The sequence below is a fragment of the Asaia prunellae JCM 25354 genome, from assembly GCF_000613885.1.
GTDB lineage: Bacteria > Pseudomonadota > Alphaproteobacteria > Acetobacterales > Acetobacteraceae > Asaia > Asaia prunellae.
On record NZ_BAJV01000002.1, the window covers coordinates 36,428 to 59,907 of the forward strand.

Consider the following 23,480-nt stretch of genomic DNA (forward strand, 5'->3'; position numbering starts at 1 on the left):
CTCCTACGACGAAGTGTCTAGAAACGGAAGACGAAGTTCGACTGGTAATAGCTTCCGTTCTTGCCACCTGCGGCGCGCAGACCGTCAGACCCGATGAAGCGTGCGCCATACTGTGTCCAGGTGAGATGGCGGTTAAGCTGCAAGGTGAGGGATGCCTGAGGCACAATGCCGACAAAGCCGCCATGCAGATTGCTGAAGGCATAGGCGCCTGAGGGACCGTAAACAGAATCACTTGTGGAAGCGCGCCAAAATAACGGGCTCTTGAACTGAAAGCTGAGCCAGTTGCGCGGCGTCAGCCGAATGACGGGCGAAAAGCTGACGAGGTTGCTCGGCGCGATATAGGTTGTCGTATCGAGATAATTCGTCTGAGGGTTGAAGGGCGCGATGTAAGTCCCCACTGAACCATCGTTTCGTTTTGACGAGCCCCCTGAATAAAGATCGGCCTGGAGTCCGATGAAGGATGAAGCGGCGATGGCGTGTGACGATAGCCCGCTATAGCATTGAAAGCGTAAGCCGAGACGGCGCGGTTCTGGCCTGTCCGGTTCAGTTCAAAGCTGCCGCCCTGATAAAGTCCGCCAAGAGAGAATTCGAATGAGGGTGCACCACCGTACCAGCGGAACCCGTAATTCTGCCGTGCAGTCGTTCCGTTAAGTGTGGTCTTGTTGTAGGGCAAAGCTGCCGAGCTGCCACCAACCCGGAAGGCGATAAGGAAAACATCCAGAAAGGACGAGATTTTCTCCTGGCCCAGCGCGAAAGAGGGCGGGGCCCATGTCACGTCTATGCCGTGCAGCCTTGTGCTCCAATCGACTCGATCGTGGAACATTTTGTTGAAGGTGATGTTTGTGCCAACAAAATCGTAGATATCGGCGCGAAGGCGTGGCCAGATGGCGTAACCGCGCAGGCCGTTCCAGGCGAGCGGGACATTGGGCGTTTCACGGTTATAAAGAATGTAGGACGGCGCATCGAGAAATTGCTGCCGACCGATAATCAGACCTGTCCTGGCTTTGGCCAGTTTCGTACGCAACTCGACGAAGCCCTGCTGAAGATCAAGGCGCTTCCGAAATGTGGCGTTGTATCCATAACCACCCCAGCCTGCGGCATCACCGTTCACAAGCTGGCCGAAAAACCGTACATGCTGGCCAAGATGCAGGTCGGCCCCGTAAAGGTTACGCACAGCGAAGCGACCCGAGCCAGGCGAACCTCTTGTGCCGAGGAAAGGTGCCTCTTCTGACCAGTTGCGCAGGCGCGTCTCTCCAGAGAGGGTTAGCCACCACTTGCCTTTGTAAGCAAGCGGAATGAATTTCAGTGGGTCGAACAGGTCATCATGGCGCTTCTTGTCGCGAAGGAACGACCAGTCTTCTGCCCAGGGAGCGACGCCATAGCGTCCGATCGGACCAAAGCCTGCCGACTCACCATTGCCCCTTGTGAATACACCCCAGTCACCTTGCGTGCCGTGAGGGGGCTTGTTCTGCAGGGGGGTGACACGACGTGGCTGACCGACTGGGCCAGCATGTGGATAGTTCTGGATTTCAGGACGCTGGGCACCATTGACGGTAAGATGTTCGTCCAGGGCTGTAGGATCAGCAAGCTGGGAAGTTGTCGTTTTGCCTGGGGTAGCCCGGGACTGTGTTGCAAGGACCATACCTTGCGCCATGCAGGATGAAACGCCAGCAAACAGAAACAAGAAAGGCAGGGCGTGACGTCGGCGCATGATGATATTCCGGAGATCAGGAGTTCTCCAGAATAGCACCGTACAAACACATTACAACGTGATTTTATAAAACCACATCATTATATTGTGTATTAATTGGTATGCATGGTGAATTTGGCGGGACGCAGATGAGTCTGGTTGTATTCCAGCTGTTCATGGCTGAGCTGGAATCCGACCTTGAGGGTATAATTGGTCTGCTGGAGATCGGGGGAGGCTGGCACATCAATGAGGCGAACGGGGGTTCTCAGCGAGACGGTAGATTGATTACCCGCAAATGAGACGGGAATATCGAATTCCTTTTTCTCCAGAATCTTGCCGTCGCGGACTACTGCGATGAAATAGGGCAGGGTGATATCCTTGCCATCGGAGGCCGGGCCACGCTCGACGGTAACGGCCAGGCTCAGACGCGAGCGCACGGTTTTCTTGGGTCCGGCCTCGCAATTGCCGGTGAGACCGCTCATGGAGGCATGTGTGACAAGCTGCCGGCATCAAGGCCATGCCCGTCATACTGGTAGAAATCTGCGGCCTGACCCAGAATCTCGACAGGGGGACAAGTGGGGGCGAAGGCGCTCTGATCATCCTGATCGCAGGCTGTCAGGGCAGCAGAGGAACCGATCAGGGCAAGAAGGGGCAGGAACTGGCGGGCGGATCTGGTCATGAACAAGGCTCTTCGTCTATTCACCGGTGCGGAAAACGAGCGCGGTATGGTAATAAGGCGACACCTAGCCGAATGATCGTACAATGTCGGGCTTGCATACTGACAACGGGTTGCGTAGCTCCCATATGCGAGCCCATATCGCGAAGCGTTGCATCATTCGTCATGCGTGCTGCCTTGGGGCTTGTTCGCATATATACCGCCTGCCGTGAGATTGGGGAACACCATGCCCGACACCTTGACCACTTCACGCCCGCAAGCGTCCTCGGAACAGGGAGCTGAGGCGCAAACGCTTCGTGTCCTTCTGGCTGGGCCTCGTGGCTTTTGCGCCGGCGTCGATCGGGCCATACGTGTAGTAGAAGAAGCGCTGCGCCGCTATGGCGCACCTGTCTATGTCCGCCATGAGATCGTGCATAATCGTACGGTCGTCGAGAATCTCGAAGAACAGGGCGCAATTTTCGTCGAGGAGCTCGATGAGGTTCCGGCTGATGGCCATGTCGTGTTCTCCGCTCATGGCGTGCCGAAATCGGTGCCTGCCGAGGCGCAGCGTCGCAACCTGCTTTATCTGGATGCGACATGTCCTCTGGTGTCAAAAGTCCATCGTGAAGCTGAGCGTCATTTTGCAGGCGGTGGTCCCGATGCACGCCATATCCTGATGATCGGACATGCCGGTCATCCCGAAGTGGTCGGAACGATGGGGCAGCTGCCCAACGGGGCAGTGACGCTTATCAACGATGCGGAAGAAGCCCGCACGGTTCAGCCTGCCGATCCTTCACGTCTGGCCTTCATCACGCAGACTACGCTGTCGGTTGACGACACGTCGGAAATCGTCGCCATCCTGCGCGAGCGTTTCCCTTTGATTGAGGGGCCAAAGAAGGAAGACATCTGTTACGCTACCACCAATCGTCAGGAAGCGGTCAAGGCGATTGCACCAGAAAGCGACCTGGTGATCGTCATTGGCTCGCCGAATTCATCGAATTCGCAGCGTCTGCGTGAAGTGGCCGAGCGGTCAGGGGCCAAGCGCGCTCTGCTCGTTCCCAAGCTCGCGGCGCTCGACTGGAGCGTGCTGGACGGGGTTGGTACCGTTGGAATCACGGCGGGCGCCTCAGCACCCGAGACGCTAGTACAGGAAATGGTCGATGCCCTGTCAACGCGGTATAAGCTTCAGATCGAAGAGCGTATCGTGAAGAAAGAGAATGTGGCGTTTCGTCTGCCGAGCCCTCTCGGCGAGCCTGTCTGAGGGGTTCGGGCACATATCATGACCCCATCATTCCGGGCCTGATTCATGGCGGTCTATACCACCATTCCGCCTGAGAGGCTTGATGCCTTTCTGGCGGAGTATGATCTTGGCGCCCTCAAACAGGTCGACGGCATTGCTGAAGGTGTGGAAAACACCAATTATCTTGTCGAGACTGATTCAGGGCGGGCTATTCTCACGCTCTATGAGAAACGGGTACGGGTTGAGGAACTTCCCTGGTTTCTTGGGCTGATGCAGCATCTCTCGCGTCGTGGACTGAAATGTCCGACTCCCGTTATTGCCCGTGATGGCGTGGCGTTACGCAGTCTGATGGGAAAGCCTGCTGCGATCACCACCTTTCTGCCCGGTCGACCGATCGAGACAATCACACCCTCTGCCTGTTTCAGCCTTGGCCAGTCTCTGGCCCGTTTTCACCTTCTGGGTGAGGATTTCCGGGCAAACAGGGTTAACGCTCTTGGCCCACACGCCTGGCAGCCTCTTCTTGATTCCTGTCGCGGTGCAGGGGATGAGCTTCGTCCCGGTCTGACGCATGAGCTGGGTGCGATCATCAGTGGGATTCTGCAAGGCTGGCCTGATTCCGGTTGTCTGCCGACCGGTCAGATCCATGCTGATCTTTTTCCCGACAATGTTTTCTTTCAGGGTGGAAACGTTTCCGGCTAATCGATTTCTATTTCGCCTGCACGGATCTGCTTGCCTATGATCTGGCGATCTGTCTCAATGCCTGGTGTTTCCCCGATGAAATGACGCCGTCACCAACCCTTATTGCCGGGTTGATGGGGGGATATCAGTCGGTTCGGCCGCTTGGATCTGCGGAAAAATCCGCGCTTCCCGTTCTGGTTGAGGGGGCAGCAATGCGTTTTCTGCTGACGCGCCTCTATGACTGGATCAACACGCCGGAAGACGCCATTGTCACACGCAAGGATCCATTGGCCTATTATCATCGGCTGATGGCATGGCGGCTTAATGCGGAAGAGCTTCTGTATGTCTGATGAGGAAAGGGAGGCGCTCCCCGCTGATGCGCCTTTTGTCGAGATCTGGACCGATGGCGGGTGCAAGCCTAATCCGGGGCCAGGAGGCTGGGGCGCTTTGCTGCGTTCAAAAGGGCATGAACGTGCCCTTTCCGGCGGTGAAAAGGAAACCACAAACAATCGCATGGAGTTGACGGCAGCGGCCGAAGCGCTTGAAGCTCTCAACCGGCCCTGTCATGTCACCCTGCATACGGATAGTGAATATCTGCGTAATGGCATAACGCGCTGGCACACAGGCTGGGTACGCCGTAACTGGCGAAATGCTGCTGGAGACCCTGTGAAAAATCTGGATCTATGGCAGCGTATTCTGGCTGCTGAAAAGCAGCACAAGGTCGAATGGCTCTGGGTGCGTGGGCATAGTGGCAATGCCAATAACGAGCGCGTCGATCAGATGGCCACCGCAGCGCGCGAGAAAATCGAACGCGATTGAGGTTGTGAGGAAAGGCGGTCCTGGCCGCCTTTCCTTGTCCTAGATGGCCAGACAGATGCGATGGGCAATATCTGTCGTCTTGTCGGCATCCGGCATGACGCCAATCAGTTTCAGTTCATCCACATATTGCTCGACCTGTATCCTGAACGGATGTCCGGTTACCGTGTGACTGGCGATTTCACGATCAAGCATTCCTTTGACGTCGTCGGGAGCATCACTGTCCTTTTGCCAGAGCCGGGCCAGCTCATCACGATGGGCGGGAAACTCATGCTGGGCATCCTGAAGAGCCGCAGTAAGAGCAGCGGCCAGCCCCGGATCCTGTGCCAGAGCTTTTGTGCCAACACCCAGAGTCAGATCGATTCGTTCGCGCTCTGCTCCTGTCATGCTGTCCAGCATGTTCCAGCTGATCCCTTGCGTCTCCTGCAGAATGCCCCAGCCGATCGGATCGTGTACTGCCACGGCATCGAGCTCTCCAGCCCGCAGTGCGTCGGCCATGTCATCGGCAGGAATGGCTACCCATTTTACCGAATCAGTCGGGTGGAGTCCCCGGCGTCTGAGCTGAATGCTGATGAATCGCCGATCCGCCCCTTCGAGACTCAGAACGCCGATCTTTTTTCCAGCAAGGTTGCCAACCTTGTGCATATGCAAGTCACGCCTGACGAGCAGGCGATAACTCCCACCGCGAACGCCACAGGCCAGACGGCAGGCAATTCGTCTTCCTCATCCTGATAAAGGACGGGCAGCCAGTCGAGCAGAGGACTTAGCGCGGCATCGGCACGGCTGGTTACGACCGCATCGATTGCACTATTGCCTCCCGATGTTTCCACAAGATCAACGGTCAGGTCATAGCGCCCGAAAATTCCCTGCTGGCACAGCCACAGAAGCGGATCGTAGTCGGGCTCGGGCCATGCCAGGCGGATATGACGCTTCTTGCCATCCGTTCTGATTGGCTTGTGCCGGTGGAAAAAGCTTCGCGTTTGCAAAGCGGTAGCAAGGAGAACGCCGCCTGCACCCATGAGAACAAGACGGCGGGAAGCGCTGCCATCAGAGGAAAAACTCCATATGCAAAAAAAATGACAAAGGGGGGTTTACCCCGGGAAAAGCATTCGCTAGATAGTGCCTCGCCGGTCCCGAATAGCTCAGTTGGTAGAGCAAGCGACTGTTAATCGCTGGGTCGTAGGTTCGAGTCCTACTTCGGGAGCCAGGCATTTTCCTTTCCGATTTCATAGTTCATCCGGTCTGATCGTATCGAGGCGATCCAGTGCCCACAGGCGCGGGAACATCCTGATCCACAGCCCTGCGACGATCAATGTGCCGATACCACCCGCGATGACGGCAGCTTCCGTGCCGATGGCGGTGGCCAGCATGCCGCTCTCGAATTCCCCCAGCTGATTGCTCGAGCCGATGAACAGCATGTTCACGGCAGAAACGCGGCCACGCATGCCATCCGGCGTCGCCAGCTGTGTCAGGGAACTGCGTACGACCACGCTGACCACATCCGCTGCACCAAGTACGGCAAGTGAAACTACCGAAAGTGCAAGGGTATGCGACAGGCCGAAGACGATCGTAGCCATGCCGAAAACGCCGACAGAAGCGAACATGATCGGTCCCGCGTGCCCTCTGAGTGGATAGCGCGCAAGTATGACAGAGCAGAAGTGCCCCGATTGCAGGAGAGGCTCTCAATATACCAAGCCCGATTGGACCCAGATGCAGGATATCATCGGCATAGACCGGGAGCATGGCCGTGGCGCCACCGAGCAGGACAGCGAAAAGGTCGAGGGAGATAGCGCCAAGCAGGTCACGCCGCCGCCGCAGGAAGGCAATGCCTCCAAAGAGCGATTCGAGGCTCATTGGCGAACGGCTGCCTGAATAGGGTTTCAATTTCAGCAGCGAAGTCGAAACCAGGGCAACCGAGAAGCCGATGGCGCAGGTGAAATAGCAGAAATCCGCTCCCACACCGTAGAGCAATCCGCCGAGTGACGGGCCAATGATAGAGGCTGTCTGGAAAAGAGAGGCTGAAAGGGCAGCGGCCTTCGGAAACTGGGCCGGGGTGGTGAGAGAGGGCAGAAAAGTCTGCTGGCAAGGAGCTTCGAATGAACGCAACGCGCCAAAACATGCGACCAGGACATAGAGCGCCCAAGGTGCAAGTTGGCCTGCCATGGACAGGAACGCCATGACCAGTGCGCCGAGGATTTCTACAGTCTGACAGATCTGAACGATGAGCTTGCGATTATAACGATCGGCCACATGACCTGAGATGAAAACCAGGGCCAGCATGGGCATGAATTGTGCGAGGCCGATCAGTCCTAGTGCGGCGACACTATGGGTAAGAGCGTAGGTTTGCCAGGCAACTGCCACGGCGAGAACCTGGCAGAAAGGGCCGAGAGGGTACGGCAGGCGAGAAAGGGACGAAGGCCGGTGATAGCGCTCAGGGCGGTTTCAGGATCTGACGAGCGAGGGGGAGGGGATGTGAGATCTGGCATTACCGTTTCACTATAAACAGAGCGTACGAAACAGAGCCAGCGCGGAGCCTCTCAGGCTCGATTGCTTTTCTTTGTCGGCGCAGGCAATTTCCGCCGATGAACCCAGATCGTGAACCTGCTGCCGACTCGCAGCCCTCTGCCGTTGCTGCGGACATGATGCAGCCTGATATTCGTGTCGGAACCATTGCCTCAGCGCGCGAGGAGGGGGAGAAAATGCTCCTCTGGATCGATTTCGGGGCGCTTCTGGGTGTCCGCCGCGCCACAATGGCCCTTGCGAAACGTTATGGGGCGTCGCAGCTGGTTGGCAGGCAGGTTTGCGCTGTGGTTAATCCCCAGCTGCATTCCGCTTCTATGAATCAAGTTCTGGCGCTCGGTATGCCGGATCGTTCCGGCGATATGGTTCTGATCTGCCCGGACCATCGGGTGCCAGATGGAGGAAAACTGTTCTGATGGCTACCAATTATGCAACCGTCACCTGGGATCAGCTGCATCGTGATGCGCGTACCCTTGCTTCGGCTCTGATGGCGCGCGGTGCGTTCAAGGGTATCGTGGCTGTGACACGTGGCGGGCTGATTCCTGCTGCCATCATCGCCCGTGAACTTGATTGCCGCCTCGTCGAGTCCATCTCGGTGATAAGCTATTCTGGCGAGAGCGCCGAAGACCAGAAAGAACCTCGTGTGGTTAAGGCACCTGTTGCGGCAGGCGACGGCGAAGGTTTTCTGGTTATCGACGATCTGGTTGATTCCGGTGAAACGGCCAAGGTCGTGCGAGAGGTTCTTCCCAAGGCGCATTTTGCCTGTCTTTATGCCAAGCCGAATGGAAAACCCCATACGGATCAGTACGTGATGGAAGTAACTCAGGATACGTGGGTTCTCTTTCCGTGGGACACGGCGCCGCTCTTCGTGCCGCCTCTTGCACGTAACCTCGGATAATTCTTCATTTTTTTGCATACGGCATCTTTCACCCTGCCGCGAGTTGCGGTAGGGTCCGCGCGTTCGGGGCGTGGCGCAGCCTGGTAGCGCGCTTGTTTTGGGTACAAGAGGCCCCCGGTTCGATTCCGGGCGCCCCGACCACTACCACCAGGGTTCAAAAGGCATGCGCCCTTAGCTCAGTTGGATAGAGCAACAGCCTTCTAAGCTGTGGGTCGCTGGTTCGAATCCAGCAGGGCGCGCCAGTTTCCTTGATTATTGGCCCCCAGAGTATGCGCCATTATGAACTGCTGTGTTCTGGTCGCCTCATATAAAATCTTCATGCATGGTTACGGATCAGTCTTCTGTAAAAAAATCCTCATCCATATGCTTGAACTCGATTTTGCGACTGATCCGAACGCCGACTCCATATTCGATCATCAGGTTGGTCAGCCGGTTCCCGTCGATCAGTATGACGCGCTGGTTAAGGTGTTCGACATAATTGCGGGCCTGGCTGCTGAAGCTGGTGGTGGTGACGAATACGCCCTTGGTGGCACCGTGCCCGATAAGGCTGCCGACAAAGGCCTGAACATCGGGGCGGCCGATTACGGAATCAGTATAGCGTTTGGCCTGAACATAGACCCGGTCCAGTCCCAGCCGGTCTTCGTTGATGACACCATCCACACCGCCATCGCCCGAACGGCCGAGCTGCGCTGCCGCACTTCTCTGTGACCCGCCATAGCCCATGGCTAACAGAAGATCGACAATCAGGCGTTCGAAAAACGCCGGGCTGTTCTGGATGATACGATCCAGAAGTTCCGCACGGAGGGCCGATTCCATGGCCTGGTAAGCTGCTTCAATCCGCTCTTCCGGGGTATCAGTCTCGACGTGACAGACATTGACTGCCGGGGTGAAGGCGGTCGAGGCGCTGTCTTCTTCACTTGGCTTCTGCCCGTTATAGAAATCGTTGAAGCTTTGATAGCCCTTGAGTTCATTGACGCCAAGCTGTGAAGGGTGTGTTGCCAGCAAGGTCCGGCCGGTATCGGTGGCAATAAATCGCCCGCGCCTGGGTGAGGTGACCAGCCCAGCCTTTGATAGATAGAATCTTGCCCAGTGAATGCGGTTATGAAGTAAACGCTGGCCACCGCTAGGGAGCAGTTTCTCCCGTTCTTCAGCACTCAGGCCAAGCTCATTGGCAATAAGTTCGGCCGCCTCAGCCACACGCTGTTCACTCGTGGCTGCGAGACGCAAGACGGGCAGCATCAAATCCTGATAAGTTGGAATGGTCATGCGATCGACTTTTCCTTCCATCCATATATGACTTGCGGTGCGGCTTCCCGTTCCGCCCGAATACGGCCGAGCTGCATGCTGGCAGGCTTATTGTTTGGTTTTCGCGGCACCAATTCGCTCCTGAATGTCTTGGCTAATACGTCCTGATCGGGACGATCAATCAGTTTTTGGGTATTTGTCACCTCAGCTGCTGGGGGGGAGGGTCATTCCTGCTTGTTCTTCCGAAGAAGGTAGATGAATCTGAATTCCATTAGTTATTTCGCATTGATGTTGGGCTGGATTACGCCGTCTGTTTTCACTGCCCAATAATAAGCGCGCGCGGCGGGAGAACAGGGATGATACGTTAGGCAGGCAGGTGTCGAACTCGTCCGTCGATGAGATAGTCAACGTGATACGCTGAGATCAGCTCGGCAAACTGGCGCGGTTTGATGATCGATGGAGAACGATCGCCAGGAAAACAGCTACGGGCAAGGGTGCCAGGAGCTACCAGTTGCTCATTACGAGGCTTCAGGAAACTGTAATTTGATGAATTCACGGTTCTTCCAATCTGCTATAGGCTTGGCAGAACTACTTGGCCTGCATAATAGAAATAGAGTAATTTTCTAATTTTCTATACTTATAAAAATTCTATATTTTAATTAAATATCGATCAATTTTGGTATTAAGCATGGTCTGAAGGTGTCTCAGGGCAATTATTCTAACCCACTCGGCAGAGGGGAGGTTAAGCGGTGCCCAGTGTCAGCATAAAATTATGATGGCCAGACAGACTGATTTCGTGCTAAAGAATAAGAACAATGCATGAACATATAATTCTGTATTGCGTGATGCATCTGGTCAATTCCTGAACGGATTGGCTTGTTTTTGGCTAGTGGCATGAGCAAGTGTGCTGGATAAGGCATATGGATCAGATGACAAATCGATCCTCCGACCGCTTGCCTGCTTCTACGGACTTCTGTCAGGCCTATCTGGTGCTCTGCAAGACATTGCCCAGTGGCATTTGCACGACGCTCAATGCGTCTCTGACCATGTCCGCCTGACGGGATTATTCGGGAGATCTATCCATGACCTGGCGACCAAGCGCCAATATTCTCCGCCCCGGCAACGGGGCGGGTGGTGGCGCGTGCCCTTCTTCCAGATCCGCCCTCGCCTGGCCCTCTGCGGCATTGCATGGCGGGGGTGATTACAGCGTTGATTTTGACGGGCTGCTTGCTCCAGGCGAGTTCGTGACGTCCTTTCTGTTCGAGTGCGGTTCCGTCGCCGATCAGGCCTGGACCAACCTTTTTGGCACCATTGTCACCGCTTGGCTGCGCTGGAAAAGCCCCGGCCCGCAGATCGTGACCGTCTGCGCGCTGTCAAACCATGGCAACAGCCATCAGGTGGACGTAGCCATTACAGTGGGCACGCGCGCCTCTCTTGCCCCCGTACCACTGCCACCCGCACCGCAGACGCCCTCTTTGTCGATCACAAGCCAGGCCATGGATGAATGGCTGGCCAGCCTGCCGACCGACCCGGATGAGGTCCGCAATGGCTGGCTGAACAATGCGGGCATACCCACCCGAACCGGAGACCTTCCATGATGAGAACCGTCTTTTCCGGGCGCGTCCCGCTGCTTGTGGCAGGGGTTTTCCTGCTCATGATGCCGGGGGCTTCCGCCGCGCCGCAATTCGTACCGCCCAACGGTCTGCCTCTGGATACGCCTCTGGGCCCGGAGCGCAATGCCGATGGATCGGGTGTCATCTCGTTCCGCACCATGGGGCGGGAGATCGCGCAGAATGCAACGGCCATCGGCGCGCTGGCGGACCAGGCCGTCACGAAAGACGATCTTGACACCGCTCTTGCCCCTTATCAGACGCAGAGACAGGCGGCTGAAACCTATCTTCCCAAAGCAGGTGGCACAGTCCAGACGCTCGCGGTCTCTGCCTCGTTCACGCCACCAAAAATGACCTATGAGCAGGCCACCGCGTCAACCTGCACCGTGGGCACACTCTATTATATCACGAACGGCCAGAAATTCTGGTCGAATGCCTCCTTCGGGGGAGCGGATAATTCACAGGTTCTGATCGCCAGCGATGCGGGTCAGGAAGGCGGGTTCTATGGCTGCGTTTCCATAGGCCCCGGACAGACCAGAATTGTTCCCCTTGTCGTGAATTACAATGGCGGGGCGCGATGATGCTCTACCCGAACGTCTCCATTCCGCTCCGGAGGACGCAACACGCCTGAAAGGCAGGACAATGCCTGACAATCTCACCCCGCAACCCTGGTGGGCTGCCCTTGTCGGCGGGATGCTCTTTACCATCCGCTGGCTGATCGGCTTCGGGGCGTCGAGCGCGAAAGCCACCATCGAATCACAGCGTCAGGATCTGGACCGGCTGAACGCACGCGTGGACAAGCTCGAAGAGCGGGAGAAAGAGTATCTCGCGTTGATCGACGAATTGCGCACACAGAATGCGATGTTACGCAAAGCGATGGGACGGGCAGGTGTGATTATCCCGGATCAAAGCACCTCGAGGCAATAGATCGCCAAAAACTGCATCAGGCGTAATAATAAAAAGAGAAATCGACATGACAGATTCACTGGAAATCGCCCTGGCGCTTTTGCGTCGGGACGATATCGAGGGGCTGCGTCTTGCGCCCTATCTTTGCCCTGCGGGTTACTGGACCATCGGTATTGGCAATCGCTTCCTAGCTGATGGCTCGCCTGTCACGGCCCGCACCAAATCCTTTACCGAAGCCGAGGCCATCGCTTTGGTTCAGCAAACACTGTCAGAGCTGCGCGTGAAACTGCGCGTTTCTGTCACAGTGCCCCTCACCCCCTGGCAGGAAGGAGCGCTGCTTTCATGGCAATTCAATGTGGGCAGCAACGCAATGCGCAGATCCACGCTTGTTAGTGTACTCAACCGGAAATTCTATGCGGCGGCAGGGCAACAATTGCTTGTCTGGGACAAGATAACGGTCAGAGACAGGCTTTCTGGCTTGGATAAAAAGATCGTCTCCACGGGCCTTCAGAGGCGCAGACGGCTGGAGCTTGTCATTTATTCCGGTCGTCCGGTCGCAGGTGTGCCGTTCACGGTCTGACTGACCTCGTTTTTTTCTGAGATTTCTGAAAAGGAGTTACCAGCATGGATCTGGAATGGCAGCAACTTTATGCGTCCATCCTTCCTTTCATTCCTGCCGAAACTGCCAGCGACCTGACAGTGATTGGTACATTTCTCGTTGCGTTGTGCGCCATTGTGGCGCGGTTCTGGCCCCGACCTGCCGCCAGGTCGAAATGGCTTTTTATCTATTTGCTGGTCAATCGTATTGCGATGAACAGCAAGCATGCGTCCAACGCAGATGATGTGAACCGGTCCGATTAGTGGTGGTAGTGACATCTAGTAGATAATTTTCGATAATATTACTTATAATAATTTATCAGTTCGGTTTTAATATATTTATTATAAAGGTAATTTTCGGGTAGATTGTATTGTGGAGGGGATATATAGGAAATTAGCAATAATATATTCAATTCATTAATATTATTTTTGTAATAATGGTATTTTAAATCTACAGGATGGATTTCTATCAGAAATATTTGATATTGCTTTAATGATAAATTTGCAATGTACTATATCAAGTAAAATTTATTGATATAGTACATTGTTTATTTATTCAGGCGGCAATATTTTCTATAGTGGGGATTATTTCTTTTATTTCTATGCAGATAATATAGTCACTCATACTTTCCGGATTGATGTCGCGTAATGGTGCAACACCATTTGTCCAGCGATAGGATGCCTCTTCTTTCCGATGCCAGCCGAAATCAAAGTCTTCTGTGAGATGTATGTCATATTCGTAGGATGAATTCGCTCCATAAACCGAGATCGCGCCTATATGCGCCCCAAGGTGGCGACGATCATCGATGAAACTACCGATCAGATCTGAAGGTCTTGCACAGCTCGAAACCAGCAGAAGATCACGATCAGCAGTATTTACGGCAAATATATATTTTTGGTCTGTTATACGCAGTGGTGTAATAATATTTCCCCTGCCATCCTCAAGCTGAACGAAGGTCGAGCATCGGCTTTCGCTGGAGATTTCATGGTCCCCCCATAGTGTCTTTGCTCTTTCGAGAAGCTGGAGGAAGATACCCTCTACGAAATTCCGCGATGTATCGAGTGGCGCTGCGGCATCGTTCTCCCATGATTTCAGTGTGCCATGCGAGGCGTCGGAGAGGATGGACTGCGCATTTTCCCTTGTGCGGAGGTAACTCTCGGTTTTGAGGTTGTTCGATACAACAATCCTGTGTGTTTCGAATTCAATATGAAAATACTCATATTGATCTATTTCTTCATAAACGATGCTTATACCATTCACGAGCATGCGGACTGGCACGAATTTGCCATCTATGAAAATGCAATGCTCCTCCGTTACCCTCAGATCATTATCCGGAACATTTTCAGAGAAAGCATTTTTCAGAATACGGACGGGCTGATGCCTGATACTGCCAATAAAGTCATCGTTTTTGACCGTTTTGGATTCAACCGAGATGATGCGATCGATTGTTTCCTGGCCTTGCGCATCCAGTACGCAAACTTCCATACCAATACGGAGATCCTCGACGGCAATCATTCCCTGAGGCGTCTTGATCATGCTGCCTGCCAGGAAGCATGCGCCATCCCAGGCAGTACCCATCCAGTTTCTGAAAAGCAGACCAGTTCCTGCTGGTCCATTGACCGTCACGTAAGCCTGACTGACTGAGCTTGGCATCACGAATGAGTATTTCGACAGATCAACACTGTTATCTGCAATAACAATCCAGCCGCCGCTCACCTGTACAACGAGTATCTTGAGTGTTGATAATCCATATACCTGGTTTGCTGTATATGTATAGGTCTTCCCGTCAATGGTTACCTGACGGCCAGTCCCATAAGTTACAGTGCTTTGATGCTTGTATCCTGTGTTTCCCAGTGGGGCACTTGGGAAAAAGTTTGTCTGGTACGTGTATGTGCCTGAGGTGGGAAGGCTGAAGCTTGGATTGGGTGTCTGAATTGCCATGGATTTCTGCCCTTGTTATTGTAATCGGTCCTCATCCAATAAATATTTAGCATCCATAGGAATAAAATTGTCAATTTGGATTGAATTCTTATTTTTGATAAATTAATTCGAAATATATAAATACCGAATATAATTCTCTTTTTCTCTTTAATTGATGTAAATTTAACGATTTTGGGATGGTTTGGCTTCTCAACCCTTTCGCAGTCATGATTGGCAGGTTCTGCGCTGACATGAGGCAATCGGGTTGAACAGGCCAAGGCACACGCTCATCTGGCTTTTCATTGCCGAGCGCAGTCACGGGGTCCGCAGGTCAGGTAATAACTGATCGTTCTTCTTGTTCAGGCGACAGGAGGAGGCGCAGGATCGACGGTGACAGCAGTGCCACTCTGAAGCAGGTCTTTGGCTTCTTCCGGACTACCCACTGCCGGGGGCGATCCACGCAGGGGCATGCCTGCAGTCTCCCGTACGGTCAGCATTGTGACGATACCAATGAAGGCTGCACCCATCAGATACCAGGCAGGGAGATCCAGATAGGATGTCTTTCTCACCAGCCAGGCCATGAGAAGGGGGGTTGTGCCTCCGAACAGGGAAACTGAAAGATTGAAGGCCACTGAAAGGGCCGTGTAGCGAATGGGTGTATAGAACAGGGCAGGTAATGTGGAGGGCATGGAGCTTGTGAAACCAGCCAGGGTGACGCCCAGGAGCATGAGGCCCAGAAAAATAAGGCCGTCGGAATGACTCTGGATCAGATGGAAACACGGTATGGAGAGGATCAGAAGCGCAGCTGAAGCCCCGACAATCATCGGTCTTCTGCCGATACGATCGCTCAGCAGCCCGCCGACTATATTGATGGGCATCATCAGGATCATGACGACGATGATAAGGATCAGGCCCTTGCTCTCGGCATACCCAAGAGACACCGTCATGTAACTGGGAATATAGGCCAGTAGCATGTAATCGGTCACATTGAAGACGAGCACGAGCCCGACACATTTTACCAGTTGTCGCCAGTGTACAGCAAAGAGGTAGCGCCAGCCTGGGCGCGCATGCTCGCGTTTTTCCGACTCAGCGGCATAAGCCTTGAACGAGGGTGTTTCCTCAAGTCTGACACGTGCATAGAGCCCCAGAAGGCCCAGAGGCGCGGCGATAAGGAAGGGAATGCGCCAGCCCCATGAGAGCATTGCTTCCTCGCCCAGGCCCAGTTGGAGCAGGGTTACCACGCTGGCGCCGGCCACGTATCCGGCAAGTGTCCCGAATTCGAGCCAGCTACCCATCAGCCCTCTGCGGCGGTCAGTCGAATATTCAGCAATGAATGTTGCTGCGCCTCCATATTCTCCGCCAGTCGAGAAACCCTGCACCAGGCGCGCGCAGAGCAGCAATATCGGAGCCCATATACCGATCGATGCGTAGGAGGGAATCAGGCCAATAGCAAACGTGCCAAGAGCCATCGATATCATGGTGGCGGCCAGGACCTTCTGCCGACCATATCGGTCTCCCAGCGGGCCGAATATTGCTCCTCCGATAGGCCGTATCAGAAATGCAATCGAGAATGTTGCAAGAGTAGCGATCAGGCTGATCGAGGCATCATTGTCAGGAAAAAAGACCTTGCTCAATGTGACGGCGATATAGCCGTAAACACCAAAATCGAACCATTCCATAGCATTGCCAAGGGCAGCAGCACCCACGGCGCGTTTGAGCATCTCGGAATCAACCACGGTAATATCGTCATGATCGAGTTGCCGACTGCTCTTGAACCATCCAAGGTGATGGGAAGATAATCTGGGTTTCTTCATCAGTAATACTCCCGCATTACTTTGAGGAAGAAAGATTTTTCAGAAGGTTCAGACTGCGTCAGGATGGAGATCGGTAAAATCATTCATCCTGTGTAGCATAAAATCATTAAAATGTCTAAAATGTCATCTTCTTCATTCCGGAACAGGTGTCTGTCTGCGCGGAAAGCGTAGTCCCGAGATATCACCAGCACGCAGTCGTTCGTATGTTATGGAACAGTTCCCGTATCGAACAGGAGCAGCTGGCCAGACTGTATAACGCCTCTCCTCAGTCAGGGGTCAAAGCGAGCTTTCTGGCTGTTCTGCCGTGTTCGGTTTTATTTGCGCTTCTGGAATGAAAGGATTCGTCGTAGGAGCGAAGGGTGACGAAGCCCGTATGCTTGGACCTGCGCTGGAGACGAGATGTCGCTTGGATTAACGCATGGTTGACAGGATACCGTTGATGGTCGGAATAGCCGCATACGATATTTTCGATACCCCTCCCGAACGCGGTTATGACGATCTGGTCCTGCTCGCAGCCCAGATTTGCAATACGCCGATAGCCATCATGAGTCTGGTGGGGGAAGAGCGCCAGTGGTTCAAGGCACGGACAGGTATTCCCTTCTCCGAGACATCTATTGACAGCTCGATCTGCCGTCTGGTGGTCGAAGAGAATGGCCCGATCGAAATTGAAGATCTTGCCATTGATCCGAGAACAGCCGGGAACGAGCTTGTTCTGGAGGCGCCGAAAATCAGGTTCTATGCGGGCATGCCGCTTCGAACGCCATTCGGTACGATCGGAGCCCTGGCGGTTATTGACGATGTGGCAAGGGCGGGAGGACTGTCTGTTGAGCAGCGGGCTGCCCTCGAAAAGCTTGCCGGTCTTGTCGTTGACCTTCTGGAGTTGCGTCGTCGTAGCCTGGCCCTGGCCGTGACCCAGAAGCGTTGGCAAAGTCTGTTCCAGACCATGGAGGAGGGGTTTTTTCTGGCGCAGGTGCTGCGTAATGACGCCGGAGACATTTGCGACTGGGTCTATCATGAGGTCAATCCGGCCTGGGTACGTCAGGTGGGTATTCCTGCAGAGGTAACCATAGGTAAAACGTACGGTGCGCTTTTCCCGTTCGTCGAGGCAGAATGGATCGATCTTGCTGCGAAGGCAGTAGCGGAAGACAGGCCCGTGCCTTTCCTTCAGCGTGTCAAGGCAACTGGCCGCTGGTACGGGGGCGGTTTCTATCCGGTAGGGCAGGGTTTTTTTTCCGGTACTTTTCGCGAAGTGACCAGTGAAGTTGCGGCGCAGAACCGTCAGGCTGGTCTGATTGCTCTGGGCGATGTGCTGCGTGATGAGCGTGATGTCACTGTGATGATCAGTCAGGCCATGGCTGTTATCGGCGAAGCTTTTTCTGCAGATCGTGCCACTTATGGTGAACTTGATCATCACATAGAAACCCTTACCGTGGCCGAGGGCTGGGCGCTGCCCGGAATGCCGCCGATTGCGGGCGTTTATCGGTTTGATGATTATGGCCGTCTGCGTGAAACCCTGCTGGCCGGAGAAGCGCTAGTGATCCGGGATATTCTTACCGATCCGCGTACGCGGGACGACAGTCAGGGGTGGCTTGCGCTCAGGCACGTGGCGTGATCAACGTACCGGTGCGGGAAGACGGGCGTAACGTGGCCCTGCTTCTGGTTCATTTTTCGCATCCCCATGACTGGCTGATGAAGAAATACACTGGCTGCACAATGCTGCAGACAGGCTGGAACATGCGATTGCCCGCAGACGTGCTGATGAACTCCAGATCATGATCAATGGCGAGATTGCCCATCGGCTGCGCAATACTCTGGCCATGGTGCAGGCCGTCGCGCGCATGACGTTGCGGGATGCTCTTTCCAGGGAGGAGGCGACGCGCTTTTATGAGCGGCTGCAATCGCTCGGCCGCGCGCATGATCTGCTTCATTGCGAAGAGCAGCACACCGCACTTCTTGGTGATCTCATTACCAATATTCTGGGCGATGCAAGTGCGCTGGAACGCTGTGAGGTAACGGTCCGGTCGTCCGTCTTGGCTCACGTGCAGCCATGTCCACGGCATTGCTGATTCATGAGATGACAACCAACGCCTGTAAACACGGGGCTCTTACGGCTCCGGAGGGGAAAATTGCCATCACCTGGCATCTTGAGGCCCAGGAAACCGGCAGTGAACTGGTCCTTTTGTGGAAGGAAAGGGACGGTCCCGCGATAACGCCTCCTTCGCACGGTGGCTTTGGATCCCGACTAATATCCTTTGGTCTGATTGGAACGGGAGGCGTCTTTCTGCGCTATGAAAAGGAAGGTCTGTCAGCCAGTTTCCGGGCTGACGCAGAAAAGATCATGAGGACGTAATGGCTCATTCACTTAATGTCAGGGATCGACCGGTGACCACTGTGCTGGTCGTCGAGGACGAGCCTTTGCAGCGTCTGAGCCTCATGGATCTGCTTGAAGAAGCCGGCTATCAGGTTGCCGATGCTTCTGACGCTGATCAGGCTCTGATCATTCTCGAAAACCGCCCTGATATCCGTATTGTTCTGGCTGATGTTGATATGCCGGGTTCGATGGACGGTTTACGCTTGGCTGCCCTTGTTCGTGATCGCTGGCCACCAATCGAGATCATCGTGACCAGTGGTCGAGGTATTCCCCAGCTTTCGGCCATACCGGCGCGTGCCATGTTCCTGCCCAAGCCACTTAATGAACAGCGTGTGAAAGAGGCTCTTCTTCTTTTCAGCTGAGGTGCAGTGTTACTCTTCCTGTCAGGATAATCGGGTGTCGCCTGCAGGTTGGCTGGGTTTACGATGTGCGGCAACACAGCACAGAACGCTCGCAACGATGAAAAGGAACGAGGCAATTTCAAGTGGATGGGGCATGCGCCGGTCCCAGAGAAAACCGTAGAGCAGGGCGAAAAGCGTTTCGAACAGGATCATCTGTCCTGTCAGCGTCAGAGGTAGGAGCTGACTCATCCGGTTCCAGAGCGCATTGCCACAAAGTGACGCAATGACGGCAACCCCGATCGAGACGGCAGCGAAGCGACCCCAAGCCCCTATATCATGAGTGCCGGGCTCAAGGATCAGGGCAAGAGGGAGCATGATGACAGCCTGAGCTCCGGTAATCAGACCTGTCAGCAGGTTCCAGTCATGTGCCGATATATGAGTCAGGCGCGACAAAGCGCGGCTGTTTCCCACGGCGAAACCGGTCCATGATACAAGGGCTGCACAGGCGCAGAACAAGCCGAGCAGGCTGCTGCTGCCTGTATCGGATGGCGGCTGACCCGTATGAAACAATGCCTGCCAGCCAATGCAGAACGCTCCAATCATGCAGAAGAACAATGACGGGGCGAGTTTGAGAAAATGTGGGGCATCCTTGTCTCGGCTACCTATGATCGTTACGGCCACAGGCATGAAACCGATCACAAGTGAGGTAAGCGCAATACCACCTTTCTGTACTGCCATTGAGAGCATGACATAGTAGAAGCTGTTTCCGAAAAACGAGAGCCAGAAGAGCGTATGCCAGTCGCGGCTCTGCAGATTATGACACAGAGCCGGTAATCTGGTGCCGACCAGCATCAGCGCGATCAGACCATAGGCAAGGTAACGCCCTGAAGCGAGGTCGAGTGGTGGAAAATCGCGAGCCAGTTCCGGAGCCAGAAAGACCAGTCCCCACAGGCACCGGCACCGGCACCGCATAACACGCCAAGAGGAAGGTTTTTCTGGTTGCGATTCGAAGGGGAAATCATGTCGTCTCTTCTAGTCCCGTGGGGGGAGGCTGTCTTGTCTCTGCCGATGTTTCCTCGTTGTTGTGATGCGATAGCCAAGGCGCTTTATCCCCAGCAGAAAGCCTGACAGGCAGAGTGTGCTGACCCCAAGCAGAAGGGGTAGCACGATAATGAGCCGGGCGATGGGCTGCCGGAGCCAGGGAAAAAAGTCGAGATCGTGAGGGCCATAGATGATCCAGCGAGATCCTTTTGTACCTGATTCTGCGATCAGGAGCGGGGTTCCTGTTCTCGTATCGAGATAGGCTCTGACCCCGTCAGGACCGGTGACGCGGAATACCGGGAAGAAGCGGGTAAAATGTCGTGTTGAAAAATAATAGGCATCATCCTGACCAAGCGTAATGACCTGGGCAGACACATGGTTGCGGGTCAGGGTTTTCTCGATGTCTTCCTGAGTGAGAGGGACTGGGTTCAGGGAAATACCGAAAGTCGAGGACTTACCATTTTCGGTAGTTGCGGCAATAAAGGGTATGCCACTCCATGAGCTGAGCCTGATATCACGCAGGCCGCATTCCGGATGAGCATGGAGTTCAGTCATTACTTGGGACAATTCGCCGCGTGATACAAAGCCCTCGAATATCTTTGTCCACTCCGGTACAGGGCCGCGCGCGAGAAAACCGGCCGGGTTCATGCTCAGAAAGCCGGTTGTAATCCATGAGAGAAGCATCAGCCCGAAAATAATTCCGCTAACATGATGCAGGCGATGGAAACCCCGGTAGGGCGAAAAACTCTTCCCGCTCCTGATGCGCCGCCATCCGATCCAGAGGCCCGTGGTGGTAAGCGCCACGCCGGACCCGGAAAGAACACATAGCGTATAGACCCAGGCGGTCTGGTGACGCTTGAGCAATGAGGGGTAAAGCCAGTGAGGGATGGCCCCGAACCATGACCAGAACCGGCTGTTCCGGGTTGTGGCCTGCATGACATCGCCTGTCTCGGGAGAGAGATAGACAACGTTTCTATCCGGATCATCCACGGCAAAACGGTAAAATCCGGATTGATGACCTTTCGTGTTGAGGATCCACTGATCGTGGTCGCGAAGTCCGTCGAAATGCGCGCTACCTGCAGTCAGACCGACATAGCGGACAGCGTTTCCGGCCAGATCCTCAGGCGATAAATGATATGGCCTGCCATTGCGCAGATCATAGGTTCTTACAATTCCCGTTTCGGCATAAGCGAGCAGCAGAGGAATCCTGCCAGCCATCAGAACCCTGAAGGCGCGGTACCGCTCTTTCAGGGGAGGCAGAACGGCTGGATCTTCCAGGCTTATGGTGTTGTGGGCCAGGGCAGCCTGAAGCTCGTCACGCTGTGGCCATGCTTTCCAGAGCATGACGACGCCTGAAAGGCACCAGATGCACATCATCAAGCCCAGGGTGATGCCAGACCAGCGATGGAGCAGAAACAGCGTTCTGACGGCTTTCTTGCGTAAAGCCGGTTTCATGAATTCGGCCAGATCGGTCTTGCTTTCAGCCGTCTGCCAGCGTGAGATATTTTGTGATGTACCGCAGAGCGTGAGTTTGTTGCCTGGTCGTGAAGAGAAACTCTGTCGCACGCTCTTTTCTGGAACGCGTTCGCGTTCATGTCTGGTCGATCTGTACGCCGTAGGCGACAAGATCATTCAGGCAGGACGTATCGTCAGTGGAGATACCTCGGCAGGCCGCGCGCTTGATGACAGTCTCAAAGCCCAGCTTGCTGCAATCCCGTGCAGTGGCAGCAACACAGAAGTCCAGAGCAACACCACAGATCGTAACGTGTCCGATACCGAGCCCACGAAGGAGACCATCGAGCCCGGTGGAATGGCGCTGATCGTTATCGAAAAAGGCTGAATAGGAATCGCAGGCAGGATCTAGCCCTTTATGGATGATATGGGTCAGGCGCCGCTGATCGAGAAGTGGTGGAAAATCGGCCCCTTTCGTGCCCGATACGCAATGAATGGGCCAGTCACCTCCATAGGGTGTGAAAGAACTGTGGTTTTCAGGATGCCAGTCCCTGCTGGCAACCAGAACATCGAAATCCTGATTCATGAGTGCATTGACTGCAGGTATGACCAGATCCCCCTGGGGAACCGCCAGACTGCTCCCGGCATGAAATCGTTCTGTACGTCTATGACCAGCAGGGTGCGGCGGGAAAAGGCATTTGGTGATGAGGCCATGAGAGAAAGCTCCACGTATCTCAGTGACCGATAACATGACGCATATCGTCGCCGAAATGATGCAGGGCATCTTTTGCCGACATATGCCGCCTGTGACCGTTTTCAGCCACGATCGTGACGGTGGCTGTCATGCCTGCTGCCAGATGAAGATCGGGCGGCAGCTGGTCAATATGCACACGCACAGGGATACGTTGGGCAAGCCGGACCCATGTATAGACCGGGTCGACAGAGGGGAGGCCCTGTGTCGCCGTGGTGGCATTCATGCTTGAGATACCTCTGGTGATGCTTTCTACATGGCCGAAAACCGGGTGATGTCCGCCCATCAGATCCATGCGTACCGGGTCACCTATCTCAATATTGTGGATCTTGGTCTCTTCGAAATAGCCATCCACCCAATAAGAAGCTGAGTCGATGATCTGGATATTGACATGTCCGGCCGTCGCATAATCACCGGGGCGCATAAGGAGATTTGTGACATAGCCATCAATCGAGCTGTGGACGATCGTACGGTCAAGATCGATGCGTGCCTGACGCAATGCGGCCTGTGCGGCGTCATATTGCGCGCGCGCCTGTGCGGCCGCGGCTGCAAATTGCTGCTTTTCCTCAGTTGATACGGCAACTCCGGGGATGAGGCGGCGGCGCTGGTATTGCGAGATACGGAAGTCCAGATCGGCCTGCCGTTCCGTCAGATTGGCTTCAGCTGTGGCCACACGCACCTTGAAATCGAAAGGGTCGATCACGTAAAGCACGTCGCCACGATGAACGAACTCATTGTCATGTACGCGCACATCAATGATTTCACCGGAAACACGTGGTGCCATATTCACCACCTGGGCACGTACCTGACCATTCCGTGTCCAGGGAGCTGCGGTATAGTAATCCCACAGGATGACCACCACGATCCCGGCAATAAAAAGGATCGACAGGGTGATGAGCCATCTGATCAGACGTGAGGCACGAGCAAGCACGAT

26 protein-coding genes, 3 tRNA genes and 2 pseudogenes are annotated in these 23,480 nt (G+C 54.6%); 17 read left to right on the top strand and 14 right to left on the bottom strand.

What is annotated here, in order from left to right:
* Positions 1–17 precede the first annotated feature (17 nt).
* The 4 genes from JCM25354_RS22890 to JCM25354_RS19655 all read right to left on the bottom strand — a co-directional run bounded on the left by JCM25354_RS22890 (position 18) and on the right by JCM25354_RS19655 (position 2,369).
* Entirely contained in the window at positions 18–398 is a 381-nt protein-coding gene (locus JCM25354_RS22890; protein WP_279379526.1) for an alginate export family protein, read from the bottom strand.
* A complete protein-coding gene (locus JCM25354_RS15840; protein WP_279379527.1) occupies positions 293–1,711 on the bottom strand; it encodes an alginate export family protein in 1,419 nt (472 codons plus the stop codon). Before JCM25354_RS15840 ends, JCM25354_RS22890 begins: the two co-directional genes overlap by 106 nt.
* A gap of 92 nt (positions 1,712–1,803) precedes the next feature.
* A complete protein-coding gene (locus JCM25354_RS15845; protein WP_051537156.1) occupies positions 1,804–2,172 on the bottom strand; it encodes a hypothetical protein in 369 nt (122 codons plus the stop codon).
* The gene (locus tag JCM25354_RS19655) at positions 2,169–2,369 is read right to left on the bottom strand and encodes a hypothetical protein (protein ID WP_051537157.1); all 201 of its coding nucleotides are present in this window, start codon (positions 2,367–2,369) and stop codon (positions 2,169–2,171) included. Before JCM25354_RS19655 ends, JCM25354_RS15845 begins: the two co-directional genes overlap by 4 nt.
* Before the next feature lie 223 nt (positions 2,370–2,592).
* Between JCM25354_RS19655 and ispH the strand changes: the two genes are divergently transcribed.
* The 3 genes and pseudogenes from ispH to rnhA all read left to right on the top strand — a co-directional run bounded on the left by ispH (position 2,593) and on the right by rnhA (position 5,082).
* Positions 2,593–3,606 (top strand): 4-hydroxy-3-methylbut-2-enyl diphosphate reductase, encoded by a 1,014-nt coding sequence (ispH, locus tag JCM25354_RS01545; RefSeq protein WP_025884707.1) that lies wholly within the window; start codon positions 2,593–2,595, stop codon positions 3,604–3,606.
* 45 nt (positions 3,607–3,651) lie between these two features.
* Positions 3,652–4,613: pseudogene (thrB, locus tag JCM25354_RS15850) on the top strand (homoserine kinase).
* Entirely contained in the window at positions 4,606–5,082 is a 477-nt protein-coding gene (rnhA, locus tag JCM25354_RS01555) for a ribonuclease HI (protein WP_025884708.1), read from the top strand. The pseudogene thrB and the gene rnhA overlap by 8 nt, the downstream one beginning before the upstream one ends.
* Before the next feature lie 39 nt (positions 5,083–5,121).
* Here rnhA and JCM25354_RS01560 read toward each other — a convergent pair whose 3' ends face one another.
* Both JCM25354_RS01560 and JCM25354_RS01565 read right to left on the bottom strand, forming a co-directional pair.
* On the bottom strand, positions 5,122–5,724 hold the full coding sequence (locus JCM25354_RS01560) for an ABC transporter substrate-binding protein (protein WP_025884709.1): 603 nt from the start codon (positions 5,722–5,724) through the stop codon (positions 5,122–5,124).
* Positions 5,679–6,098, bottom strand: a complete 420-nt coding sequence (locus JCM25354_RS01565) for a substrate-binding domain-containing protein (protein WP_025884710.1) — start codon at positions 6,096–6,098, stop codon at positions 5,679–5,681. Before JCM25354_RS01565 ends, JCM25354_RS01560 begins: the two co-directional genes overlap by 46 nt.
* A gap of 112 nt (positions 6,099–6,210) precedes the next feature.
* Here JCM25354_RS01565 and JCM25354_RS01570 point away from each other — a divergent pair.
* Positions 6,211–6,286: transfer RNA gene (locus JCM25354_RS01570), tRNA-Asn, on the top strand.
* Positions 6,287–6,305: 19 nt separating this feature from the next.
* On the opposite strand, the pseudogene JCM25354_RS15855 reads toward JCM25354_RS01570, so the two are convergent.
* A pseudogene (locus JCM25354_RS15855) lies at positions 6,306–7,565 on the bottom strand (MFS transporter).
* A gap of 96 nt (positions 7,566–7,661) precedes the next feature.
* Between JCM25354_RS15855 and JCM25354_RS01590 the strand changes: the two are divergent.
* The 4 genes from JCM25354_RS01590 to JCM25354_RS01605 all read left to right on the top strand — a co-directional run bounded on the left by JCM25354_RS01590 (position 7,662) and on the right by JCM25354_RS01605 (position 8,739).
* Positions 7,662–8,015, top strand: coding sequence for a hypothetical protein (locus tag JCM25354_RS01590; RefSeq protein WP_025884712.1), 354 nt, complete (start codon positions 7,662–7,664; stop codon positions 8,013–8,015).
* Positions 8,015–8,497: a xanthine phosphoribosyltransferase gene (gene gpt, locus JCM25354_RS01595; protein WP_025884713.1), complete on the top strand. Its 483-nt coding sequence runs from the start codon at positions 8,015–8,017 to the stop codon at positions 8,495–8,497. The genes JCM25354_RS01590 and gpt overlap by 1 nt, the downstream gene beginning before the upstream one ends.
* A gap of 64 nt (positions 8,498–8,561) precedes the next feature.
* Positions 8,562–8,638 (top strand) — tRNA-Pro (locus JCM25354_RS01600).
* 24 nt (positions 8,639–8,662) lie between these two features.
* Positions 8,663–8,739 (top strand) — tRNA-Arg (locus tag JCM25354_RS01605).
* A 91-nt stretch (positions 8,740–8,830) separates the two neighbouring features.
* Here JCM25354_RS01605 and JCM25354_RS01610 read toward each other — a convergent pair.
* Positions 8,831–9,763, bottom strand: a complete 933-nt coding sequence (locus tag JCM25354_RS01610) for a restriction endonuclease (RefSeq protein ID WP_025884714.1) — start codon at positions 9,761–9,763, stop codon at positions 8,831–8,833.
* A 1,061-nt stretch (positions 9,764–10,824) separates the two neighbouring features.
* Between JCM25354_RS01610 and JCM25354_RS01625 the strand changes: the two genes are divergently transcribed.
* From JCM25354_RS01625 to JCM25354_RS15860, 5 genes are read left to right on the top strand one after another with little or no spacing between them, the layout of a single operon-like run.
* The gene (locus JCM25354_RS01625; protein ID WP_025884716.1) at positions 10,825–11,340 is read left to right on the top strand and encodes a hypothetical protein; all 516 of its coding nucleotides are present in this window, start codon (positions 10,825–10,827) and stop codon (positions 11,338–11,340) included.
* On the top strand, positions 11,337–11,933 hold the full coding sequence (locus JCM25354_RS01630) for a hypothetical protein (protein WP_025884717.1): 597 nt from the start codon (positions 11,337–11,339) through the stop codon (positions 11,931–11,933). The genes JCM25354_RS01625 and JCM25354_RS01630 overlap by 4 nt, the downstream gene beginning before the upstream one ends.
* The gene (locus tag JCM25354_RS01635; RefSeq protein ID WP_025884718.1) at positions 11,917–12,279 is read left to right on the top strand and encodes a hypothetical protein; all 363 of its coding nucleotides are present in this window, start codon (positions 11,917–11,919) and stop codon (positions 12,277–12,279) included. The genes JCM25354_RS01630 and JCM25354_RS01635 overlap by 17 nt, the downstream gene beginning before the upstream one ends.
* 46 nt (positions 12,280–12,325) lie before the next feature.
* The gene (locus JCM25354_RS01640; protein WP_025884719.1) at positions 12,326–12,838 is read left to right on the top strand and encodes a lysozyme; all 513 of its coding nucleotides are present in this window, start codon (positions 12,326–12,328) and stop codon (positions 12,836–12,838) included.
* Positions 12,839–12,882: 44 nt separating this feature from the next.
* Entirely contained in the window at positions 12,883–13,119 is a 237-nt protein-coding gene (locus tag JCM25354_RS15860; protein WP_051537158.1) for a hypothetical protein, read from the top strand.
* A 292-nt stretch (positions 13,120–13,411) separates the two neighbouring features.
* On the opposite strand, the gene JCM25354_RS15865 is transcribed toward JCM25354_RS15860, so the two are convergent.
* Positions 13,412–14,797, bottom strand: a complete 1,386-nt coding sequence (locus JCM25354_RS15865; RefSeq protein WP_025884721.1) for a Hint domain-containing protein — start codon at positions 14,795–14,797, stop codon at positions 13,412–13,414.
* 338 nt (positions 14,798–15,135) lie between these two features.
* On the bottom strand, positions 15,136–16,590 hold the full coding sequence (gene proP, locus JCM25354_RS01655; RefSeq protein WP_025884722.1) for a glycine betaine/L-proline transporter ProP: 1,455 nt from the start codon (positions 16,588–16,590) through the stop codon (positions 15,136–15,138).
* Between the two features lie 439 nt (positions 16,591–17,029).
* Here proP and JCM25354_RS01660 point away from each other — a divergent pair, with 439 nt between their 5' ends.
* From JCM25354_RS01660 to JCM25354_RS01680, 4 genes are all read left to right on the top strand, one after another.
* On the top strand, positions 17,030–18,202 hold the full coding sequence (locus tag JCM25354_RS01660) for a GAF domain-containing protein (RefSeq protein WP_025884723.1): 1,173 nt from the start codon (positions 17,030–17,032) through the stop codon (positions 18,200–18,202).
* Positions 18,199–18,366 (top strand): hypothetical protein, encoded by a 168-nt coding sequence (locus JCM25354_RS21270; RefSeq protein ID WP_159103429.1) that lies wholly within the window; start codon positions 18,199–18,201, stop codon positions 18,364–18,366. Before JCM25354_RS01660 ends, JCM25354_RS21270 begins: the two co-directional genes overlap by 4 nt.
* On the top strand, positions 18,363–18,656 hold the full coding sequence (locus JCM25354_RS19660; RefSeq protein ID WP_025884724.1) for an HWE histidine kinase domain-containing protein: 294 nt from the start codon (positions 18,363–18,365) through the stop codon (positions 18,654–18,656). The genes JCM25354_RS21270 and JCM25354_RS19660 overlap by 4 nt, the downstream gene beginning before the upstream one ends.
* A gap of 283 nt (positions 18,657–18,939) precedes the next feature.
* Positions 18,940–19,323 carry a response regulator gene (locus tag JCM25354_RS01680; protein ID WP_025884726.1) on the top strand — a complete coding sequence of 128 codons (384 nt, stop codon included), beginning with the start codon at positions 18,940–18,942 and terminating at the stop codon, positions 19,321–19,323.
* 21 nt (positions 19,324–19,344) lie between these two features.
* On the opposite strand, the gene JCM25354_RS15875 is transcribed toward JCM25354_RS01680, so the two are convergent.
* Genes JCM25354_RS15875 through JCM25354_RS01700 form a run of 4 tightly spaced genes read right to left on the bottom strand, consistent with a single transcriptional unit; the run spans position 19,345 to position 23,477 of the window.
* Entirely contained in the window at positions 19,345–20,274 is a 930-nt protein-coding gene (locus tag JCM25354_RS15875) for a DMT family transporter (RefSeq protein WP_243443825.1), read from the bottom strand.
* Between the two features lie 60 nt (positions 20,275–20,334).
* Complete coding sequence (locus tag JCM25354_RS01690; protein WP_025884727.1) at positions 20,335–21,909, bottom strand: PepSY domain-containing protein; 1,575 nt, start codon at positions 21,907–21,909, stop codon at positions 20,335–20,337.
* 25 nt (positions 21,910–21,934) lie between these two features.
* The gene (locus tag JCM25354_RS15880) at positions 21,935–22,546 is read right to left on the bottom strand and encodes an isochorismatase family protein (protein WP_243443826.1); all 612 of its coding nucleotides are present in this window, start codon (positions 22,544–22,546) and stop codon (positions 21,935–21,937) included.
* On the bottom strand, positions 22,530–23,477 hold the full coding sequence (locus JCM25354_RS01700) for an HlyD family efflux transporter periplasmic adaptor subunit (RefSeq protein ID WP_025884728.1): 948 nt from the start codon (positions 23,475–23,477) through the stop codon (positions 22,530–22,532). The genes JCM25354_RS15880 and JCM25354_RS01700 overlap by 17 nt, the downstream gene beginning before the upstream one ends.
* Positions 23,478–23,480 lie beyond the last annotated feature (3 nt).

Excerpts from the sequence above, each read along its gene's own strand:
- JCM25354_RS15840 (WP_279379527.1), bottom strand. The coding sequence starts at position 1,711 with ATGCGCCGACGTCACGCCCTGCCTTTCTTGTTTCTGTTTGCTGGCGTT.
- JCM25354_RS15845 (WP_051537156.1), bottom strand. The coding sequence starts at position 2,172 with ATGAGCGGTCTCACCGGCAATTGCGAGGCCGGACCCAAGAAAACCGTG.
- JCM25354_RS19655 (WP_051537157.1), bottom strand. The coding sequence starts at position 2,369 with ATGACCAGATCCGCCCGCCAGTTCCTGCCCCTTCTTGCCCTGATCGGT.
- ispH (WP_025884707.1), top strand. The coding sequence starts at position 2,593 with ATGCCCGACACCTTGACCACTTCACGCCCGCAAGCGTCCTCGGAACAG.
- rnhA (WP_025884708.1), top strand. The coding sequence starts at position 4,606 with ATGTCTGATGAGGAAAGGGAGGCGCTCCCCGCTGATGCGCCTTTTGTC.
- JCM25354_RS01560 (WP_025884709.1), bottom strand. The coding sequence starts at position 5,724 with ATGCACAAGGTTGGCAACCTTGCTGGAAAAAAGATCGGCGTTCTGAGT.
- JCM25354_RS01565 (WP_025884710.1), bottom strand. The coding sequence starts at position 6,098 with ATGGGTGCAGGCGGCGTTCTCCTTGCTACCGCTTTGCAAACGCGAAGC.
- JCM25354_RS01590 (WP_025884712.1), top strand. The coding sequence starts at position 7,662 with ATGAACCCAGATCGTGAACCTGCTGCCGACTCGCAGCCCTCTGCCGTT.
- gpt (WP_025884713.1), top strand. The coding sequence starts at position 8,015 with ATGGCTACCAATTATGCAACCGTCACCTGGGATCAGCTGCATCGTGAT.
- JCM25354_RS01610 (WP_025884714.1), bottom strand. The coding sequence starts at position 9,763 with ATGACCATTCCAACTTATCAGGATTTGATGCTGCCCGTCTTGCGTCTC.
- JCM25354_RS01625 (WP_025884716.1), top strand. The coding sequence starts at position 10,825 with ATGACCTGGCGACCAAGCGCCAATATTCTCCGCCCCGGCAACGGGGCG.
- JCM25354_RS01630 (WP_025884717.1), top strand. The coding sequence starts at position 11,337 with ATGATGAGAACCGTCTTTTCCGGGCGCGTCCCGCTGCTTGTGGCAGGG.
- JCM25354_RS01635 (WP_025884718.1), top strand. The coding sequence starts at position 11,917 with ATGGCGGGGCGCGATGATGCTCTACCCGAACGTCTCCATTCCGCTCCG.
- JCM25354_RS01640 (WP_025884719.1), top strand. The coding sequence starts at position 12,326 with ATGACAGATTCACTGGAAATCGCCCTGGCGCTTTTGCGTCGGGACGAT.
- JCM25354_RS15860 (WP_051537158.1), top strand. The coding sequence starts at position 12,883 with ATGGATCTGGAATGGCAGCAACTTTATGCGTCCATCCTTCCTTTCATT.
- JCM25354_RS15865 (WP_025884721.1), bottom strand. The coding sequence starts at position 14,797 with ATGGCAATTCAGACACCCAATCCAAGCTTCAGCCTTCCCACCTCAGGC.
- proP (WP_025884722.1), bottom strand. The coding sequence starts at position 16,590 with ATGAAGAAACCCAGATTATCTTCCCATCACCTTGGATGGTTCAAGAGC.
- JCM25354_RS01660 (WP_025884723.1), top strand. The coding sequence starts at position 17,030 with ATGGTCGGAATAGCCGCATACGATATTTTCGATACCCCTCCCGAACGC.
- JCM25354_RS19660 (WP_025884724.1), top strand. The coding sequence starts at position 18,363 with ATGATCAATGGCGAGATTGCCCATCGGCTGCGCAATACTCTGGCCATG.
- JCM25354_RS01680 (WP_025884726.1), top strand. The coding sequence starts at position 18,940 with ATGGCTCATTCACTTAATGTCAGGGATCGACCGGTGACCACTGTGCTG.
- JCM25354_RS15875 (WP_243443825.1), bottom strand. The coding sequence starts at position 20,274 with ATGCGGTGCCGGTGCCGGTGCCTGTGGGGACTGGTCTTTCTGGCTCCG.
- JCM25354_RS15880 (WP_243443826.1), bottom strand. The coding sequence starts at position 22,546 with ATGTTATCGGTCACTGAGATACGTGGAGCTTTCTCTCATGGCCTCATC.